The following is an 18,029-nucleotide window of genomic DNA, read 5'->3' on the forward strand; positions in this document are numbered from 1 at the left end:
TCGCTCCTCACACACAAGTAGCAATGACCTCAACCCTGCGGAAATTTACTCGTCTCAATGCTCCGACGCTGCACCAGTTGCCCAATGGTTTGACAATCATTGCCGAGCAAATGCCAGTTGAAGCCGTAAACCTCAACTTATGGATAAAAGTTGGTTCTGCTGTAGAACCTGATGCTATTAACGGCATGGCTCACTTTTTAGAACACATGATTTTTAAAGGAACAGAACGGCTAGCTAGCGGTGAATTTGAACGTCGAATTGAAGAACGAGGTGCTGTTACCAATGCCGCTACTAGCCAAGACTATACTCATTACTATATAACTACTGCCCCCAAAGATTTTGCCGAGCTTGCGCCACTACAAATAGATGTAGTATCGAATGCGAGTATTCCTGATGATGCCTTTGAACGTGAGCGATTGGTAGTTTTAGAAGAAATTAGGCGCTCAGAGGATAATCCCCAGCGGCGTACATATCGGCGGGCGATGGAGACAGCCTTCGATCGTCTACCCTATCGCCGTGCAGTATTGGGGCCAGAATCGGTGATTGCCGGACTAAAACCCCAGCAGATGCGAGATTTTCATGCTAATTGGTATCAACCGCAGTCAATTACTGCCGTAGCTGTGGGCAATTTGCCCGTAGAAGAGTTAATTGCAACAGTTGCGGAAGGATTTACAAAAGCCACTCGCAACTCCCCACTCCCCAATACAGACGCGATGAATGACGTGTCTGCCCACTCCTCACTAAATCCTGAATCACCATTTACAGAAATTGTCCGTCGAGAATTTATCGATGAAAGTCTGCAACAAGCAAGGCTAGTAATGGTTTGGCGGGTTCCAGGAATGACGCACTTAGATCGTACCTATGGATTGGATGTTTTAGCCGGAATTTTGGGACACGGACGAACATCAAGACTAGTGAGGGATTTACGGGAGGAACGGGGATTAGTTTCTTCGATTTCTGTGAGCAACATGAGCAACGAGCTACAAGGGATATTTTATATTTCAGCCAAATGTGCAGTAGAAAATTTACCAGTTGTAGAGGATGCGATCGCTCAACACATTAGCAAACTACAAACAGAGTTGGTAACAGAATCAGAAATTGCCCGTATAGGGCAGCGAGTAGCTAACAGATTTATATTTGGCAACGAAACACCAAGCGATCGCTCTGGGTTGTATGGTTATTATCAATCTTTGGTGGGAGATTTGGAACCCGCCTTTAACTACCCAGCGATCATTCAGAGCCAAGATGCAACAGACTTGATGCAAGCAGCCAAAGAGTATCTATCTCCTAGTGCTTATGGTGTAGTTTTTGTCAAGCCGCAAATTAAAAATTGGGAATAGGGCATCGGGCACTTGTACTGAGTTTCGACACTTCGACTGCGCGGTTCCTGAGCGTAGTCGTTCGCGTAGCGTCCCGCAGGGAAGGATAGTGCATCGCTGCGCTCAACTCTCGACAGTTGAGGGTTGAGCGTAGTCGAAACCCGCCTGGTTGGGACACTATTAACCCGCAGATCCCTTACTAATCCAAAATCTAAAATCCAAAATTGCATGATGTGGACTCAAATCGACACCCATATTAGCCAGGTGACTGGCGAAAAATTTCAAAGTCAGCAAAGGCGATCGGTTGGTGGCGGGTGCATCAACCAAGGTTATGCTGTCTCTAATGGTGAGATAACCTACTTCGTCAAACTTAATCAAGCATCCCAAGTTGCAATGTTTGAAGCTGAGGCGTTGGGTTTAGAGCAAATGATCGCAACAGCTAGTATTCGCATCCCCAAACCAATTTGCTGGGGTACTGCTGATAATTCTAGCTACATCATTCTGGAATGGTTGGAACTTAGTAGCGGTAACAGCAATTCTTCTCTACGAGACGCTCCGCGATGGCAAGAAATGGGACGCAAGTTAGCGGCGATGCACAAAGCTAGCAGCAGTCAAGGTTTTGGCTGGAAAATAAACAATACCATTGGTTCCACGCCGCAAATCAATACTTGGACAGCAGACTGGACAGAATTTTATATTAAACATCGCCTGGGTTATCAATTTCAGTTGGCAAGGCGACGGGGAGGTAATTTTCCCCAGCAAGACAAGTTACTAGCAGCTATTCCGGAACTATTGGCAAATCATCAGGTGCAACCTTCCTTAGTACATGGCGATTTATGGGGCGGAAATGCTGGATGTACTGCATCGGGGGAACCAGTGATATTTGATCCAGCAACTTATTTTGCGGATAGAGAAGTTGATATCGCCATGACAGAACTATTTGGTGGGTTCCCAGCAGCGTTTTATAAAGGTTACAACGAGGTGTTTCCGTTAGATGCAGGCTATGAGCAGAGAAAAACGCTTTATAACCTGTATCACATTTTGAATCACTTCAATTTATTTGGGGGTAGTTACAATTCGCAAGCCAATAGGATGATTGACCAGATTTTACGATAAGGGATGCGGATTGTGGTTAATTGACTTTTTTTGGTTGATTACTTTGTCCTAGTGTCACAGACTCGATTCCGAGATTGATGGTATTTTATTTTTGCACAAACTCCTTTATCCCAATCGCGATACAAGCTATGACACTCAATTTATATTTACTGCGACATGGAGAAACTACCTTTAGTCAAAGTGGTAATTTCTGCGGTGAAACTGATGCGGAGTTGACAACAGAGGGGATGCAGATGGCATCCGCTTTTGCCGATGTTTATCAACAATTGAAGTGGGAAGGGGTTTATGTTAGCCCGATGAAGCGCGCAATTGCAACTGCCAAGCCATTTTGTGATGCTATCGGTATGGATATGCAGTTGCGTGACGGACTTAGAGAAGGTAGTTACGGCGAATGGGAAACTAAAAGTAAATCGTTTGCCCAAGAAAATTACGCAGAAAACTATGTAAAATGGGTGACAGAGCCAGCTTGGAATGCACCCAAAGGTGGAGAAACTGCGGTAGATATTGCTAACCGTTCTATGCCTGTAATTGCTGAAATTCAAGAAAAACATCCCCAAGGTAATGTTTTAGTAGTTTCTCATAAAGCTACGATTCGGATTATGCTTTGCAGTTTACTGGGAATTGATTTAGGACGCTATCGCTATCGGGTGAATATTTTGGTCGCGTCGGTAAGTATGGTTAAATTTGACGTTAATGGCCCTTTGTTAGAAATATTAGGCGATCGCCATCATATACCCGATCGTATTCGCTCTCGTCCCGGAACATAATATAGCGGTTCTCGTTTGGGTGCAATACAGTCTGACCTCACTTCCATTCCTCTCTCCTCTTAGGAGAGAGGAATGGAATTTTACTCCCCTTCCAGCAATCAAAAGTTTTTCCGCTTCCCTCTCCTGGTCAAGACTTAACTCCTGGTTTCTATATCGTATAACTGGCAGAGGGTGAGGAGTTTTTGTTTAAGGCGATCGCGCACATTCTCTGGTAATATCACTACACAATCTGGCGCATACTGCATGACTTCGCGCATAAACCAAAATGTACTAGATACTCGCCTGACAACTCGCCGGACTCGTGGTTTATCTGGTAGCCACTCATTAATATCATCTTCTGGTTTAGCTTGATAGGCAAAAGCCAAGCCAGAAAATAAGTGCATTTCTACTTTTATTTCATTCAAATTAGTACGCCATTCACCAGAAATTGAAGTTACAGCAGCATCTGTAATCCGATCTAATCGTAAACTCCAGTTGTGAATTAGTTCTGGAATATCAAAGTTTCCTTCTGTTTCTTCACACCAGCAATCAAGATATTGCCGCTTTTCGTGGGGTGTAACTTTGGCATGGCGAACGGTAAAATTAAATACACGCTCTGCTGCATCTTGATAGGAAAGTTGAAAAGGTTGTTCGCGCAAGATGTAGCGATCTATTTCTAAGCGCCAAGGCGGGGGCAAATTCTCTAGGAAACGTTCGATTTCGCCTCGCAACGGTAATGATAGTTCACTGCGTTCGAGAAGTAAGTGTGCAATGATTTGGGCTTGTTCAATTTGCCCGATGTCTGTCAAAGCATTGATACAGCGATGTAATGCCCTAATGCGTGGTTCTTTCCAATCGTTATTGTTACCGATGAGTAACTGACGTTGGGCGATCGCTTCTATCAGTTTAGAGATATTTGGGCGATCGCCCCACATCATACCGAATTCTAAGGCGATCGCTTCTAGCTCGGCTTTATCACGTTCTGATATCGACAGTGTAATAGATTGACCTTTTCGACTCATTAAAAATGTCCGTGTACTTTATATGTATACTCTCTTGCTAACTTCTATTTTGCGTGCCAATATAGTTTTTAACAAGCAGTCACGGACACTATTTAAGTGTAAGTCCGAATATAGAATTAGGAGAAAAGGATTCATTGAGAAGAATCACGACAAATTTGGAGAAACTGCAATGACTAAGAATGATTTACTATCCCGAATTTCCATTGATCCAAATATTTGTTTTGGTAAACCTTGTATTAAAGGTCATCGTATATGGGTTAGTTTAATTCTCGACCTTCTTGCAAGTGGAGAAAAAATAGAGACAATTTTGGAAGAGTATCCCGGTTTGGAACAAGAAGATATCCTGGCCTGTATTGCATACGCTGCTGAAATGACAAGAGATAGTTATGTGGAAATTCCTTTAGGATTGCAAACGGAATCAAAAAAGTGAATATTAAACTTGATGAAAATCTTGGTAGTCTGCGAGTAGCTAAATTATTGCGTCTTGCAGGGCATGATGTTCCCACTGTCCGAGAACAAGATTTAATTTCAACTCCTGATGAGGAATTAATTGATATTTGTCGCAGTGAAAATAGATGTTTCGTAACGATAGATAGAGGATTTGGTAATCGTCTTAAATATCAGCCTTCTAACTATACAGGAATTATAGTTATTCGTTTACCACCCCGTCCTACTTTTGAAGATTACCGTATAGTTACAGAAACTCTAATTACTGGACTTGAAGCAGCAGATGTAACTCGTAAATTATGGATAATTCGACAAGAAAGTATTCAAGAATATCAAGATATTGGAGTAGAGGGAAAAGACAAATGACGGAAGCATACAAAATTACTCTTAAGCCTGTTTACTCGCAAACCGTCACGACACCTGACGGAGTGAAATTACCTAAAGATTGGTTACTTTCTTGGCATCAAGCCGCAACTTTAGAAGCGTTACGCGATCCAAATATTGATGTTGTGTTCAACACTGCGATGACTGGCGATGGTAAAAGTCTCGCGGCTTATTTAGAGGTTCTTCAGGGCGAATTTTCTGCGATCGGACTTTACCCAACCAACGAACTCGCCCGCGATCAAGAAACGCAGATTAAAGGATATGTTGAGAAATTCCAGCCAGAGAATCAGCCGCGTGTAGTGCGACTGAGTGGGGCTGATTTAGAGATTTATGCAGAAAATGAAGGATTGAAAAAAGGAGCTGCGATCGCAACTCTTACTAACCAGAGAGAAGCATTATTAACCAACCCTGATATTTTTCACTATCTGCATAGAGGTGCTTACATAATTCGTGGCGATAGTCCCGATAAACTATGGGGCAGAATCGATAAAGATTTTGACTTATTTATTTTTGATGAATTCCACGTTTTTGCTGCTCCCCAAATTGCTAGTGTGATTAACACAATGTTGTTAATTCGCTGTACAAACCGCCGCAAAAAATTTCTGTTTCTCTCAGCCACACCAGATACAAACTTAATTGGGCGATTAGAAAAAGCAGGATTTCGTTGTAAAGAAATTGATCCTCTCAAACAAAATAAATATCAATTCCCCGATACACCAGAACAAGGGCAGCAGCTACAAGCACAGGGATGGCGGCAGGTAGCACGGACAATTTCGTTGAAATTTATTCCTTTGGAACCATCCTTTAAAGCTTCGGAAACCTGGCTAAAAGAAAATAGTGAGTTAATTTTGGCCCAGTTTCAGCAGTATCCAGGAAGTAAAGGCGCAATCATCCTTAACTCAATCGCAGCAGTCAAACGCTTAACTCAATTTTTTAGGGAAATATTACAGCCTTACGGATTGAAAGTTGGAGAGAATACAGGGCTATCGGGAAAAGGAGAAAAGGAGCGAAGTCTTTCTGCTGACTTGGTGATTGGTACTAGCACAATTGATGTTGGGGTTGATTTCAAAATCAATTTTCTAATTTTTGAATCACCCGATGCAGGTAACTTTATTCAACGTTTAGGACGCTTAGGAAGGCATGATGAATATGAGAAAGATGGTCAGAAAATCAAGTTTGATAATTTTACAGCTTTTGCTCTAGTTCCTAACTTCTTAGTAGAGCGTTTATTTAAGGTAGATACTCCATCTTTAGAGGTAAATAGTATTTGCGATCGCCCCACTTTTCACAATACAATTACCGAGAATTATCGACAAATCAACGATTTTCGTGGTTATTATCGTCGTTGGGGGGCTGTGCAATCATTTTGGCTATGTTATCAGTTGAGCGATCGCACAATTAAACAACAGTATGCCCAAAGCCGAGATAAATTTCAAGAAGCCTGTGAACAAGTATTTGAAACAAGTCTGAAGTCACAAGCTGGACGTATTCAAGGATGGGCGAAAGATTGGCAAGTGCTTTCAGGTAAATCAGCAAATCCGATTGCTGAGGATGCTGCTAGTTTTCGAGGTTCAAGTCCTTTGCAATGTGGTTTATACGACTTAACCGAAGAAAACGAGGCGGATAGGTTTAAAACCTACGATTTACCGGGTATTTTGGGAAATTTAGAAATTGAAATGTGGACGGAAGCGGCGTTTATACGGACACTCAAAGAAACCACAGAACGCATGGGACAACCCATTGCTAAAGGTAGATTTGCTCATTGTCTAGCATTTATGAAGTTGCGTTCTTACCGAGAGGAACGGCTGAACTGGAAGTTTACCTATTCTGGGAACTTGCAGCCAATTGCAGACGCTTGGAAAGTTCAGGTTTTGACTGGTGTGGAAATTTGGCAACCTGACAACTATTGGGTTGGAGAAATTAACAAACGCCTAAAAAAGGAAGGTTTGGTTTGTTACGTGATTCGCCGTCCTCTTACTGAAGTGCGGATGCGGCTAAGGTTACCGATGAATTTTCAGATTTATGGCATCAGCGATCAGTATAGCTTTCATGATGCTACTGCGCCTTATGCGATCGCATTTGGTCACTCTGCACTGCTGCTAGATACGCTTGCTTACACGTTTAAAAGCAAAGGAGATGAGATATGGATTGCTTGAGGTTTCAATCCCTGATAGGGATTTTGGTTACTGATTTACAGTAGGAGGGCGTAAGCCTTCAAGTGCAGAAAAGGAGATTTCAATCCCTGATAGGGATTCTAGTTTGCTCAATACTTTATCGCTCTCCACCCTCAATGATATAGGAGAATTCACAAGAATTTTATAAGGTCTTTGAATTTATTGTCAGAAAACTTTCATGTGCTATTCTTTACTTGTTGGTGTCAGCCTACAAGGACAGAGAAGGAGATTCGTTGTACCGATGCTTGCATCCGTCTGACGCTATGCTTCTCCCGTAGTTGAACTGATAATCACAGCCGTCCAACTAATGCTTCGCTTCTTTATGAACCAAGCAGAAGCCCAAAATCTAAATGGAGGTTCTGACGTAATAAAAGACCTTTTAAATCTCATTTTCTTGAGAAAACATTCCTAAAAATTAAGTGGAGGTTCTAACTGATGGACAACTATGTTCAGTTGGAATTCTTTGACCTGCAACCTTACACCTCAGAACAACCTTCTGTAACTGAGGATGTACCGGAATTGGTTAAAGAGATTCAGCAATCAAGCAAGTATGAGCAACTTGAACTTAATCTATTTCCGCAGCAAATCTGTATTACTCCTCTAGAGTTTATAAAATTGGCTGCTTAGTTAGTTAAGGAGTTTGTAAATAAGAATTTCTTTGTTTACCAATCTCCTCAATTTCATAATTTATAAATATCTATTAGGGCAGAATGCCTGCCCTAATAGACAGTAGATTCTTTTTTACAGGTTATATGTGATTACAAGCAAGTTAATAAAAATATAATTTAGGAGCTTCTATAAATTGGAGTTTAGTATGAGTAACCCCATTTCAGACAATTACAGAGATTTGCTAATGGAAATAAAACAGCGTATTCGTTCAGCCCAGTACGAAGCACTAAAAGCAGTTAATCGGGAAATGATTAACCTCTACTGGGACATTGGACAGATAATTGTTACTCAACAACAGGGCGCTAGTTGGGGAAAATCCGTAGTAGAACAGTTAGCAAAAGACTTACAAGGCGAGTTTCCAGGAATTAGCGGATTTTCTGCCCGTAACATTTGGAGAATGCGAGATTTTTATCTGACTTACCACTCTAAAGAAATTCTGCCACCAATGGTGGCAGAAATTGGATGGACTCACAATATAGTCATTTTAGAGAAGTGCAAAGATGACCTAGAACGGGAATTCTATATCAGAATGACTCGTAAATTTGGCTGGACAAAGAATGTTTTGATTCACCAAATTGAAAATCAAACCTATGAAAAGACTCTGTTGAATCAGACTAACTTTGATAAAACTGTTCCAGCAGAGATCCGTAACCAATTAAAACTAGCTGTCAAAGATGAATATACTTTTGATTTCTTAGAACTAGCAGATGAACACAGTGAACGACAGCTAGAACAGGCGATTTTGGCAAGAGTTGAACCATTCTTGCAAGAAATGGGTGGGCGGTTTACTTTTGTTGGCAGTCAGTATCGCTTAGAAGTTGGCGATAAAGAATTTTTTATTGACCTGTTGCTGTATCACCGCCAATTAAAATGTCTAGTTGCGATTGAGTTAAAAACTGGAGAGTTCCTACCTGAGTATGTGGGAAAAATGCAATTTTATCTGGCGGCTTTAGATGATTTATCTCGATTCCCAGACGAAAATCTCTCAATCGGAATTATTCTTTGCAAATCCAAGGATAAAACTATTGTTGAGTATGCACTGAGAGAATCGAATAAACCAATTGGTATCGCAACTTATAAACTGTTTTCTACGTTGCCTCAAGAATTAAAAAATCAACTTCCGGCTCCAGAGCAAGTTGCCAAGTTGCTAGAAGGCGTAGAGTAAAAAATGGAGTTTAAAAATGTCTAATGATGATTGGTTATCAGGTGATTTTGGTTTTGATGGTGATTCTTCAGACCGCACTATTGAAACTGAAGGCGAATTATTAACACTCAAGCTATTACGAGAAGCGATTCAATCTCAAAATCCAGATGATAAGGTAATGGCAGATTTTGCCGAGTATGTCTTACCAAATCTCTTGAGAATAGCCATTGGTGTAACAGCGAAAGGCGGTAAGTTTTTTGATGAAATTGACCAACAGCGAGAAGCTGAAGGAAAAACTAAAGTCAGACGAGATAACGCTGCTGACCAATCACTGAATACTCACTTACTCAATGGTTTATTTCCAGCTAATTTAATTGAGAAACGTTTAGAAAAACTCAATACCACAGTGCAGCGAGTGGTGAAAGAGCGAGAGCGTAGATTAGTAATTGCTGGATTTATTTTACATGATTTTGAAAAGTTTCCTGATATACCTGAAAACTGCCGCAAGCTAGCATTAACAGAACATCGTGAAATTATTGATAAAAAAGTTCACCAGTTAGGACTAGATAACTTTATAAATTCAGAAAATCCTGAAGCTTATCGAGAATATATAGATGATTTATTATGCATGGCTTATAATGCTCAACGCCGTTGGGATACTAACTGGAATTTTTCTGAATTCGGGTTGAATCCTCTTCTGAAAGACCGTACCCTTCGCAGTTTATCTGATTTAACTTGTTTGGCTGATTCTCTCGCCTCAATTGTTAAACATCCCCAGGATGCAGAACATCCTAGACTCAAAGAAATCATCCACAGCCTCAGTGATGGACAGTTGAAATTTACCTATCACAGCATTGCTGAGAATCGTGGTGTTTTAACTAATGTGGTGAATAATGCTTTAATTCAAGCTCATATCAGTCTGAATACTGATGAAGATATTTACTATGAACCTTTGTTATATCTACCAACAGGTGTGATTTACTTGGCTTCGCGCAATGCTCCAGCTATCTCGTCGGAAGATTTACCAGACCGTGTAGTTAACAGTATTAAATCGCTTTGTGCTGGACAATTACGCCTCAGACAAACAGGATTTGGTAGAGATGGCAAAGGCATGAAATATGCCGACTATTACAACTTGTTTTTTGATGACATAGGCTTGATGAAAGTAGCCTTAGATGCTACATTACGCATCTTAAACCTTAACAAAGGCTCTGTCGCTAAAAGTCGCAGCGAAAATCTAAATAAATTTCAGCAGCAAAATGTTTTATCTGCTGATTATGACTTCACATTTGAAGATGATATCCGTATTGACCAGATAGCAGAATTTGGTGATTTAGTTAGTCGGAAGATTTGGGAAGAGACAGTTAATCGCGTTGATTCGGCTCGTAAGAAAGATAAAAAGCTGCCAGCAGTTCCCGATTTTGATTTAACTCACAAAGTTGCAGAATTTTGGAATTTAACAGAATTTTTACCCCAGATTAGAGAAATTCAACGCATTAATGAAAGTCTGAAAGAAAATAAGTTAAAGGGGAATACCGGAGGAGTACCTTATGAATGGTATTATCTAGCGGCTAAATATTTAGAACATCATCCAGGAATTGAAGATGTACGCGAAAGTTGTCAGAAAGTTATTGACTACTTGACTACCTTAATTTCTCCAATAATTTCTCAATATCAATTACCTGATGGTTGGGATGATTTAAGGCTTTGGGTAAAACGAGTTGTGATGTTACCAGGCACTAATCAAGTGTCATCTGTTAAAACTCAAGTTGAAACATTTCTAAATGAGTTAGGTAATTACAATGCTGCAAAAAAAGCAGGGCGAGGGAAACAATTAATCTGCTCAATTTCTCATTCTGCTTATACGGTTACTGAGCAAATGGAATCAGCAGTTTTATTTACGCCACAAGTTTATACAAACAAGCAAATGTTAGGAGGTTCTAACGCCAAACGCAATATCTCTAGTATTGCAGGTGTGGAGATGATGCTGAGGCAAATTTTGATGAATCAAACTCAAGCTGTAGGTAAACGGTTTGAAGATGGTAAATATCGTTATCTCTACTTTTATCCTACTTATTACTTTACTCCAGAGACTAATAAGTTTTTGCAGAAAGCATACAATGGTATTGCTCAAACTCGCTTTGATACGAGTGTTCGCAATCATTTTATCAGTAAAGATTTACAGGCGGATTTGGGGCGCGATCGCTACCAAAGTGTAGATAGTTTTTTAATTGATGAAAACCTCCAGCGTGACAAAGACCGCACCTTTAAGCTTTTCTATCCTGAAGACCAGCCTTTAACATTTTACTTCATGGCGCTGCCGCCAGGAAGAGACAGCACCGATACAGAATCTTGGGTAATGCCAACTTGGTTAGCGTTTGCTTTCCCGATGATTTTAGATGTTAAAACTGTGGTTTCAGAGTCGCCAATTCCACCTTTTAATGATGGGGCTGAATTTGAGGAAAGCGTTTTCCTTGATAGTGCGCCTCATGCTTTTCGGGCTTTAGTAAGGCGCGATCGCTTCCGTCTTGACTACATTCTCGAAGGTTGGAATGAAAACGGCATCCAATACCCAGCACCTTTAAATGTGCTTACCGCCGCTTATGCCATTCATTTAGATGTGAATGCTAGGCAAGGTAAGTCTGGTTACGATGCCAATTGGGGAAGATTCACAGAACTGGCTAAAGATTTTGAAACCAGTCCCCTGTACGTTTTTTCTTACCTCAATCGCTGGGTACGTAACCAGGGAGTGGAAACAGCCCGGATTGAAAAAATTCGGCTTTATGCCTATCATTTTTATCCTTGTTTTGACTCTTATGTGAAATATGACACGAATATGGAGCAATTAATTGTGGGAGAAGCATCAAGTTTAAATCACCCTAAGAAATTAACAGATTTATACCGCAGATTTTACCGAGCTAATAAGCGTTATAATCCTAAGTCTAATGCTGTGTTAAAACCAGTAGATATTGCGGCTGAAACTATACTAAAAGCTGAGTCAAGTGTGTTTCAGGGAGAAACATTAGTTGTAGCTGTTGCAGCAGAAGTTTTTAAACTCATGGATCGCGTTCATTCTTCTACTGCTGAAGGACGCTGGATCATGAGCAAACGTGAGGAAGAACGGCAAGCTGTTCTAGATTTTGCCAAGTATTTTGTAGTGGAGGTATTTGATAACTCTTTTGCAGGCGATCGCGCTCGTTTAGCTGGTCGTCAACTCAACTTAATTCGTGATACCTGTGAATTTCTTTATCGTCTTGAAGATGACAAAGAAAATGCAGGAAAAAATGAAAATATTCCTGCAATAGATGATGTTAATGAACCGGAATAAATTCTTCCTCTAGAAGGAAACAACTAGTAAACAATTTTTTGGAGAAAATTATGGCAATTTTAAAAACTGTTGAACCTAAATTCTTTCAAGCTGAAATTCCTTACAAACCAATGGGGAAATATGCTCATTTTTTGACCATCCGTATTACCGAATCTTATCCATTATTCCAGACAGATGCAGAACTGAATAAAGCACGGGTAAGGGCTGGAGTTAAAGACAAAACCACAATTAGCCGTTTGTCAATGTTCAAGCGCAAACAGTCTACACCAGAGCGTTTAGTTGGTCGAGAATTACTGCGTAACTATGGATTAATGACGGCTGAAGAATGCGAATATAACGTAAATTTTGCAATGGATAATCCTGATTGCATCATTTACGGATTTGCTATTGGTGACTCTGGTTCTGAAAAATCGAAAGTTGTGGTAGACACGGCATTTTCAATTACAGCTTTTGATGAATCACACGAAACATTCACCCTCAACGCTCCCTATGAAAATGGCACGATGGCTTCTAAGGGGGAAAATGGTTCTAAACCTGGTGAAGTTACCAGCCGAATTAATCAGCAAGACCATATTAAACCGCAAGTTTTCTTCCCTAGTATTGTCACCTTGAAAGACCCCACTGAAGCTAGCTTCCTTTACGTTTTTAATAATATTCTGCGAACTCGTCACTATGGAGCGCAAACAACCCGTACAGGTCGAGTCAGAAATGAGTTAATTGGTGTTGTATTTGCGGATGGAGAAATCACTAGTAATCTGCGTTGGACTCAGGCAATATATGACCAAATGAAATCTAATAATACTTTAAATGCTCCCGATCCACTAGATGAAGATGATGTAATCACTGCTGCAAAAAATGCTATCGAGGCGTTAATGGCTGAGGAGTTTATTGTTCACACAGATTTCATTGGTGATGCTTTTGTATCCCTAATTAATGAAGTCAAAACTTTAACAGGAAGTGAGAAAGGAATTCAGGCAATTTTACAAAAAGCTGATGCAGAAGCTAAAGATTATGCCAAGAAGCATATCAGCAAGAAAAAAACTACTGCTAAAGCGGGGAAAGATTAATGGTGTTTATTTATCGCTGTCAATTAGAGTTGCACGACAGCCTTTATTTCGCAACTCGTGAAATCGGGCGATTGTATGAAACAGAAGCCCTAATTCATAATTACGCTCTCTGTTATGCACTGGGTTTAGTTGATAGCCAAATTTACTCTACTACCGTTGCTGAAGAACATTCTTATCGCTATTTTTGCCCTGAACAAGTGCCAAAATATGAGGAGCATTTAACGCCACTTAATCAACAGCAAATTTACGTAACTCCAGCGCGATCGCTCAATCATTCGTCCATCCTCAATACCTGGAAGTATGCTAACAACAACTACCATGTTGAAATGGAGAAAACACAGAAAAATATCCCCAGTTTTGGGAGAGCGAAAGAAATAGCAGCAGAAAGCAAATTTGAGTTTTTTGTTATTTCGCCAAAAGAACTCAAACTACCAAAGTGGATTCGCTTAGGTAAATGGATGAGCAAGGCCGAAGTAACGGTTGAACCATTACCGAAACCTAAAATTACTGAAGGTATATTCACTTGTACACATCCATTAAATCCATTAGATGTAATGTTCACTAATCAAGTGATTAGCTATGATGTTGTGAATATGCCTCCAGTAAGCTTAATTCAGAATGTCCAAATGCGAGGTCAATACTATCAATTTGATGGCATTCAAAACTTAAAAATTCCAGTTCGGATAGAATATCGTTTTCGGAATTAATCACTTCCTAAAACCTTTACCACGTTTTTTATTTTTCGCAGGTTCTAGCGTCCAGTCACAAATTACGTTACAATTCTTAGCCCCTGTTAGTTCTGTACGCTCCCCAGATCCACCGTGAAACACTATCAACAACAAACCAATGCCTTCCCCAGCGATTACCTAAACAACTTGTGGGGAGAAATCCAAGCTTGTCCTTACTTTGCTATCAACAACCTCAACCGCGATTTTGTCGCCACTAAAGGATTTTCTGTCGTATTTCAGCGTTCTGGATTAGCAAAAGTTGAACAGCAGTTTCCCTACTTCAAACCTTACCTAAATTTAGCTCTCCAAGCGAATTGTAATGCTTTTTACCTCAATCCTTTACAACTCAAAGAAGGCTCCCGTGTCGATCCGCATATCGATCGCTCCTTACGTTCCTACTCCAAGACTATTGAACCGCCTGCGGTTGTCAGTGTGCTTTATGTGCGTGTACCAGCAGATATGGAAGGGGGAGAACTGGTATTACGATCGCACAAACGCCAACTTGGGCAAATTAAGCCCCAATTCAATACTTTAGTTTACTTTCAAGGTGATTTAACCCATTCGGTTAACGCTGTCAAAACCCCAGGAAATCGCCTAAGTCTCGTTTGTGAACAGTATAGTTTGAGTGATGCTGAACTCCAGGAAATCCCTGAGTTCACTGTAGAGTCAAGAATCACTCAGTCTACAACCAAAAAGAGAAAGTATGCCTCATAGTTTAGTGTTGAATTTGCTACCTCAATCGCCCATTCCACCACAGTATCTCACAGGTAGACATCTCCACGCCCTATTTTTAACCCTCGTTAGTTCTGTAGATAGCACATTGGGCGATCGCTTGCACGATTCCACCGCAGACAAAGCCTTCACTCTTTCTCCCCTCCAAACTAACTCCCCCCTTTTGAAGGGGGGTAGGGGGGGATCTAAATTGCAATACTCACATCAACAACCCATTCCCGCCGGGACTCCTTGTTGGTGGCGCATCTCTTTATTAGATGACACTCTATTTGGCAAACTTACCCAACTCTGGCTAAATCTTAATCCCAATCGCCCTTGGCATCTTGGCCCCGCTGACTTGTATATTACCAGCATTCAAGGCACACCCCAATCTATTCAACCTTGGGCAAATGCCATTACTTATGCTCAATTATACGAAGAAGCTAGCGATCGCAATTCTTCCATCAACCTTAGCTTCTCCACGCCTACCGCCTTTCGTCAAGGACAGTATGATACTACCCTTCCTACTAGAGAATCTGTTTTCAATTCCCTACTTTCGCGGTGGAATAAATACAGTGGCATAGAATTTACTCAAATTGCAATTGAATCCATTTTTCCCTCATTTGTCAATATTCACACAGAAATATTAGCTGATTCTCGCAGCAAATTTATTGGCATCCTTGGCGAAGTTACTTATAAAATTTTAGGGGCAGTTGAACCAATACAAATTAAGCAAATTAACGCTTTAGCTGACTTTGCTTTATATACTGGTGTCGGCAGAAAAACAACAATGGGTATGGGGATGACGCGGCGGCTGTATTCTCCCTAATTTCAATAATCATTTAAAAACTACCTAAGTTATGAATCAAACTGAATATATTTCCATTGCGGCATTGAATCAATATGCCTATTGTCCGCATCGCTGTTGGCGGATGTTTTGTGCAGGTGAATTTACCGACAATCAATACACAATTGAAGGCACAACTTTACACGATCGCGTCCACACGACAAGCGATGTACAGCGCGGAAAAACTTGGCAAATTCGAGCAATTTGGCTGAAGTCTGAGCAATACAAACTCATCGGCAAATCTGATTTAATTGAAGCAGAATCAGGTGAAATTTATCCAGTGGAATATAAACGAGGACGCAAAGGCGAATGGGATAACGATGAGTTGCAAGTCTGCGCCCAAGCCTTATGTTTAGAAGAGATGACAGGACAACCTGTTACTACTGGATATATCTATTATGCCCACTCCCATCAACGGCAATTAGTAGAGATTAATCAAGAGTTACGGCAAAGTGCGATCGCAACTATTGAATCTGTCACAAATCTCTTAGAAACAGGAGCAATGCCAAAACCAGTTTACAGCAAATGCTGCCAAGGATGTAGTCTTTATTCGCAATGTTTGCCCAAAGCAACTGATAAAGTCAAAACTTATCAAGAAGTCAATTAAATTATACCCTGACGAATAGAATTCGCCTAAGCACTAATTATTACTAGGAAAAATCAAAAATGGGAACACTTTACGTAATACAAGCTGATGCTTTTATCGGCAAAGTTGACGAACGCCTCACCGTCAAAGCTGAACAAAAAACTATCATGGATATCCCTTTAATTAAACTAGAAGGGATTGTAGTACTAGGACGGGCTACTATTTCTCCCGCCGTCGTCAGGGAACTTTTAGATCGTCACATCTGTTTAACATTTCTCACACAAAATGGACGATATTTAGGACGTTTAGAACCAGAAGTTACCAAAAATATTTTTGTTCGCAAAGCCCAATGGCAAGCTATAGGAGAATCAGAACCAGCAATACATTTAGTCAGAGGATTTGTACGGGGTAAATTAAAAAATTACCGCCATAGCTTACTTCGCACTCAGCGAGAACATCCTGATACAGACCTGAATAATAACATCACTCGATTAGAAAACGCGATCGCACCAATCGAAAAAACTAGCAGTATTGATTCCCTCAGAGGCTTAGAAGGTGCTGGTAGTGCAGCTTATTTTGGTTGTTTTCAACAGCTAATCAAAACCCCAGAATTTCGATTTGAAGCCAGAAACCGCCGTCCACCAACCGATCCGGTTAATGCCTTACTGAGTTTTGGGTATTCATTACTACGTCATGATGTGCAAAGTGCTTTAAATATTGTCGGCTTCGATCCTTATCTAGGATACTTACACGTCGAACGTTATGGTAGACCTTCCTTAGCCTTGGATTTGATGGAAGAATTTCGTCCTTTAATAGTGGATGCTGTTGTGTTGTCGCTGATTAACAAGCGATCGCTAACCCTAACTGACTTTACCACCGAACCGCTCAGTGGTGCTGTGTCTTTAACCAAAGAAGGACTGCATACATTTCTTCGCGCCTACGAACAAAAGAAACAATCAGAGTTCAAACATCCAGTCATGGGAAACAAATGCACCTATCAAAAATCCTTTGAAATTCAAGCCAGGTTATTAAGTAAGTACCTCATGAACGAAATCGATAAATATCCCCCTTTAATTCTCAAGTAATTACTCATTCTCCCCCATCTCCCCACTCCCCACTCCCCCATGTATATTGTTGTCAGCTACGACATTCCAGAAGATAAGCGTCGGACTAAAATCCATTCGGTTCTGAAGTCTTACGGACAATGGATGCAACTGAGTGTGTTTGAGTGCGATATCACTCCCACTCAGTATGCTAAACTGCGATCGCGTTTGTCTAAATTGATTAAACCCGACACCGATAGCGTGCGCTTTTATTTTCTCTGTGGCTGTTGTCAGGGAAAAATCGAACGTATTGGCGGAGAACAGCCACGAGACGAAACAATTTTCTTTGCTGAGTCTCCTTCTGGCTAGGTTTCTGTATTTAAAATGCGCGGAGGGGTAGGTGTACAAATTCCACAGCCCCAAAAAAATGCTTCTATCCCAACTCCAGTAAGGCTTTCAACCCATTAGTCGCCTAATCCTCATCCGCGCAATCTCTGAAATGCTTATCAAAACACGATTTCAGCTTTTAAATTTCCCTGACACTCTTTCCAAACGAATTCTCTAATGCTATGATTGCTCCAGAATCGCGCAACTGCACCTTGAAAACTAAATACAGCTTGGCTTTCAGGCTCCCGCCATTGCAATTCATCAAAATCCCTATTAGGGATTGAAACGTTTATAGGATGCGAGGTTAAACA

At 40.7% G+C, this 18,029-nt stretch carries 17 protein-coding genes and 1 CRISPR repeat array (1 of these 18 only partly in view); of the genes, 16 read left to right on the forward strand and 1 reads right to left on the reverse strand.

What is annotated here, in order from left to right:
• The first annotated feature begins 23 nt into the window (after positions 1-23).
• The 3 genes from V7K44_RS19765 (at position 24) to V7K44_RS19775 (ending at position 3,202) form a co-directional block, all read left to right on the forward strand.
• Positions 24-1,340: a M16 family metallopeptidase gene (locus V7K44_RS19765; protein WP_334933594.1), complete on the forward strand. Its 1,317-nt coding sequence runs from the start codon at positions 24-26 to the stop codon at positions 1,338-1,340.
• A 210-nt stretch (positions 1,341-1,550) separates the two neighbouring features.
• Positions 1,551-2,435 (forward strand): fructosamine kinase family protein, encoded by an 885-nt coding sequence (locus V7K44_RS19770; RefSeq protein WP_334933633.1) that lies wholly within the window; start codon positions 1,551-1,553, stop codon positions 2,433-2,435.
• 128 nt (positions 2,436-2,563) lie between these two features.
• On the forward strand, positions 2,564-3,202 hold the full coding sequence (locus tag V7K44_RS19775) for a histidine phosphatase family protein (protein ID WP_334933595.1): 639 nt from the start codon (positions 2,564-2,566) through the stop codon (positions 3,200-3,202).
• A gap of 134 nt (positions 3,203-3,336) precedes the next feature.
• Here V7K44_RS19775 and V7K44_RS19780 read toward each other — a convergent pair whose 3' ends face one another.
• Positions 3,337-4,203, reverse strand: coding sequence for a WYL domain-containing protein (locus V7K44_RS19780; RefSeq protein WP_334933596.1), 867 nt, complete (start codon positions 4,201-4,203; stop codon positions 3,337-3,339).
• A 169-nt stretch (positions 4,204-4,372) separates the two neighbouring features.
• On the opposite strand from V7K44_RS19780, the gene V7K44_RS19785 reads away from it, so the two are divergent.
• The 13 genes from V7K44_RS19785 (at position 4,373) to cas2 (ending at position 17,700) form a co-directional block, all read left to right on the forward strand.
• Positions 4,373-4,633 (forward strand): DUF433 domain-containing protein, encoded by a 261-nt coding sequence (locus V7K44_RS19785; RefSeq protein ID WP_334933597.1) that lies wholly within the window; start codon positions 4,373-4,375, stop codon positions 4,631-4,633.
• On the forward strand, positions 4,630-5,016 hold the full coding sequence (locus V7K44_RS19790) for a DUF5615 family PIN-like protein (RefSeq protein ID WP_334933598.1): 387 nt from the start codon (positions 4,630-4,632) through the stop codon (positions 5,014-5,016). Before V7K44_RS19785 ends, V7K44_RS19790 begins: the two co-directional genes overlap by 4 nt.
• Positions 5,013-7,190, forward strand: a complete 2,178-nt coding sequence (gene cas3, locus V7K44_RS19795; protein ID WP_334933599.1) for a type I-D CRISPR-associated helicase Cas3' — start codon at positions 5,013-5,015, stop codon at positions 7,188-7,190. The genes V7K44_RS19790 and cas3 overlap by 4 nt, the downstream gene beginning before the upstream one ends.
• A 453-nt stretch (positions 7,191-7,643) precedes the next feature.
• Positions 7,644-7,835, forward strand: coding sequence for a hypothetical protein (locus tag V7K44_RS19800; RefSeq protein ID WP_334933600.1), 192 nt, complete (start codon positions 7,644-7,646; stop codon positions 7,833-7,835).
• Between the two features lie 187 nt (positions 7,836-8,022).
• On the forward strand, positions 8,023-9,042 hold the full coding sequence (locus V7K44_RS19805; protein ID WP_334933601.1) for a PDDEXK nuclease domain-containing protein: 1,020 nt from the start codon (positions 8,023-8,025) through the stop codon (positions 9,040-9,042).
• 16 nt (positions 9,043-9,058) lie between these two features.
• Entirely contained in the window at positions 9,059-12,349 is a 3,291-nt protein-coding gene (cas10d, locus tag V7K44_RS19810; protein WP_334933602.1) for a type I-D CRISPR-associated protein Cas10d/Csc3, read from the forward strand.
• A 50-nt stretch (positions 12,350-12,399) separates the two neighbouring features.
• Positions 12,400-13,416, forward strand: a complete 1,017-nt coding sequence (gene cas7d, locus V7K44_RS19815) for a type I-D CRISPR-associated protein Cas7/Csc2 (protein WP_334933603.1) — start codon at positions 12,400-12,402, stop codon at positions 13,414-13,416.
• Positions 13,416-14,123, forward strand: a complete 708-nt coding sequence (cas5d, locus tag V7K44_RS19820; RefSeq protein WP_334933604.1) for a type I-D CRISPR-associated protein Cas5/Csc1 — start codon at positions 13,416-13,418, stop codon at positions 14,121-14,123. The genes cas7d and cas5d overlap by 1 nt, the downstream gene beginning before the upstream one ends.
• 114 nt (positions 14,124-14,237) lie before the next feature.
• Positions 14,238-14,858: a 2OG-Fe(II) oxygenase gene (locus V7K44_RS19825; protein WP_334933605.1), complete on the forward strand. Its 621-nt coding sequence runs from the start codon at positions 14,238-14,240 to the stop codon at positions 14,856-14,858.
• Positions 14,848-15,684 carry a CRISPR-associated endoribonuclease Cas6 gene (gene cas6 / locus V7K44_RS19830; protein WP_334933606.1) on the forward strand — a complete coding sequence of 279 codons (837 nt, stop codon included), beginning with the start codon at positions 14,848-14,850 and terminating at the stop codon, positions 15,682-15,684. The genes V7K44_RS19825 and cas6 overlap by 11 nt, the downstream gene beginning before the upstream one ends.
• 31 nt (positions 15,685-15,715) lie before the next feature.
• Positions 15,716-16,309, forward strand: a complete 594-nt coding sequence (gene cas4 / locus V7K44_RS19835; protein ID WP_334933607.1) for a CRISPR-associated protein Cas4 — start codon at positions 15,716-15,718, stop codon at positions 16,307-16,309.
• 59 nt (positions 16,310-16,368) lie between these two features.
• Positions 16,369-17,373 (forward strand): type I-D CRISPR-associated endonuclease Cas1d, encoded by a 1,005-nt coding sequence (gene cas1d / locus V7K44_RS19840; RefSeq protein ID WP_334933608.1) that lies wholly within the window; start codon positions 16,369-16,371, stop codon positions 17,371-17,373.
• 39 nt (positions 17,374-17,412) lie between these two features.
• On the forward strand, positions 17,413-17,700 hold the full coding sequence (cas2, locus tag V7K44_RS19845) for a CRISPR-associated endonuclease Cas2 (protein ID WP_334933609.1): 288 nt from the start codon (positions 17,413-17,415) through the stop codon (positions 17,698-17,700).
• 268 nt (positions 17,701-17,968) lie between these two features.
• A CRISPR array of direct repeats spans positions 17,969-18,029; the repeat unit is 37 nt; unit sequence ATTGCAATTCATCAAAATCCCTATTAGGGATTGAAAC (it continues 2,431 nt past the right edge of the window).

The organism is Nostoc sp. (assembly GCF_036917235.1).
Lineage (GTDB): Bacteria > Cyanobacteriota > Cyanobacteriia > Cyanobacteriales > Nostocaceae > Nostoc.

Excerpts from the sequence above, each read along its gene's own strand:
- cas10d (WP_334933602.1), top strand. The coding sequence starts at position 9,059 with ATGTCTAATGATGATTGGTTATCAGGTGATTTTGGTTTTGATGGTGAT.
- V7K44_RS19800 (WP_334933600.1), top strand. The coding sequence starts at position 7,644 with ATGGACAACTATGTTCAGTTGGAATTCTTTGACCTGCAACCTTACACC.
- cas7d (WP_334933603.1), top strand. The coding sequence starts at position 12,400 with ATGGCAATTTTAAAAACTGTTGAACCTAAATTCTTTCAAGCTGAAATT.
- V7K44_RS19775 (WP_334933595.1), top strand. The coding sequence starts at position 2,564 with ATGACACTCAATTTATATTTACTGCGACATGGAGAAACTACCTTTAGT.
- cas4 (WP_334933607.1), top strand. The coding sequence starts at position 15,716 with ATGAATCAAACTGAATATATTTCCATTGCGGCATTGAATCAATATGCC.
- V7K44_RS19805 (WP_334933601.1), top strand. The coding sequence starts at position 8,023 with ATGAGTAACCCCATTTCAGACAATTACAGAGATTTGCTAATGGAAATA.
- cas5d (WP_334933604.1), top strand. The coding sequence starts at position 13,416 with ATGGTGTTTATTTATCGCTGTCAATTAGAGTTGCACGACAGCCTTTAT.
- V7K44_RS19780 (WP_334933596.1), bottom strand. The coding sequence starts at position 4,203 with ATGAGTCGAAAAGGTCAATCTATTACACTGTCGATATCAGAACGTGAT.
- cas6 (WP_334933606.1), top strand. The coding sequence starts at position 14,848 with ATGCCTCATAGTTTAGTGTTGAATTTGCTACCTCAATCGCCCATTCCA.
- V7K44_RS19765 (WP_334933594.1), top strand. The coding sequence starts at position 24 with ATGACCTCAACCCTGCGGAAATTTACTCGTCTCAATGCTCCGACGCTG.
- V7K44_RS19770 (WP_334933633.1), top strand. The coding sequence starts at position 1,551 with ATGTGGACTCAAATCGACACCCATATTAGCCAGGTGACTGGCGAAAAA.
- V7K44_RS19785 (WP_334933597.1), top strand. The coding sequence starts at position 4,373 with ATGACTAAGAATGATTTACTATCCCGAATTTCCATTGATCCAAATATT.
- cas3 (WP_334933599.1), top strand. The coding sequence starts at position 5,013 with ATGACGGAAGCATACAAAATTACTCTTAAGCCTGTTTACTCGCAAACC.
- cas2 (WP_334933609.1), top strand. The coding sequence starts at position 17,413 with ATGTATATTGTTGTCAGCTACGACATTCCAGAAGATAAGCGTCGGACT.
- cas1d (WP_334933608.1), top strand. The coding sequence starts at position 16,369 with ATGGGAACACTTTACGTAATACAAGCTGATGCTTTTATCGGCAAAGTT.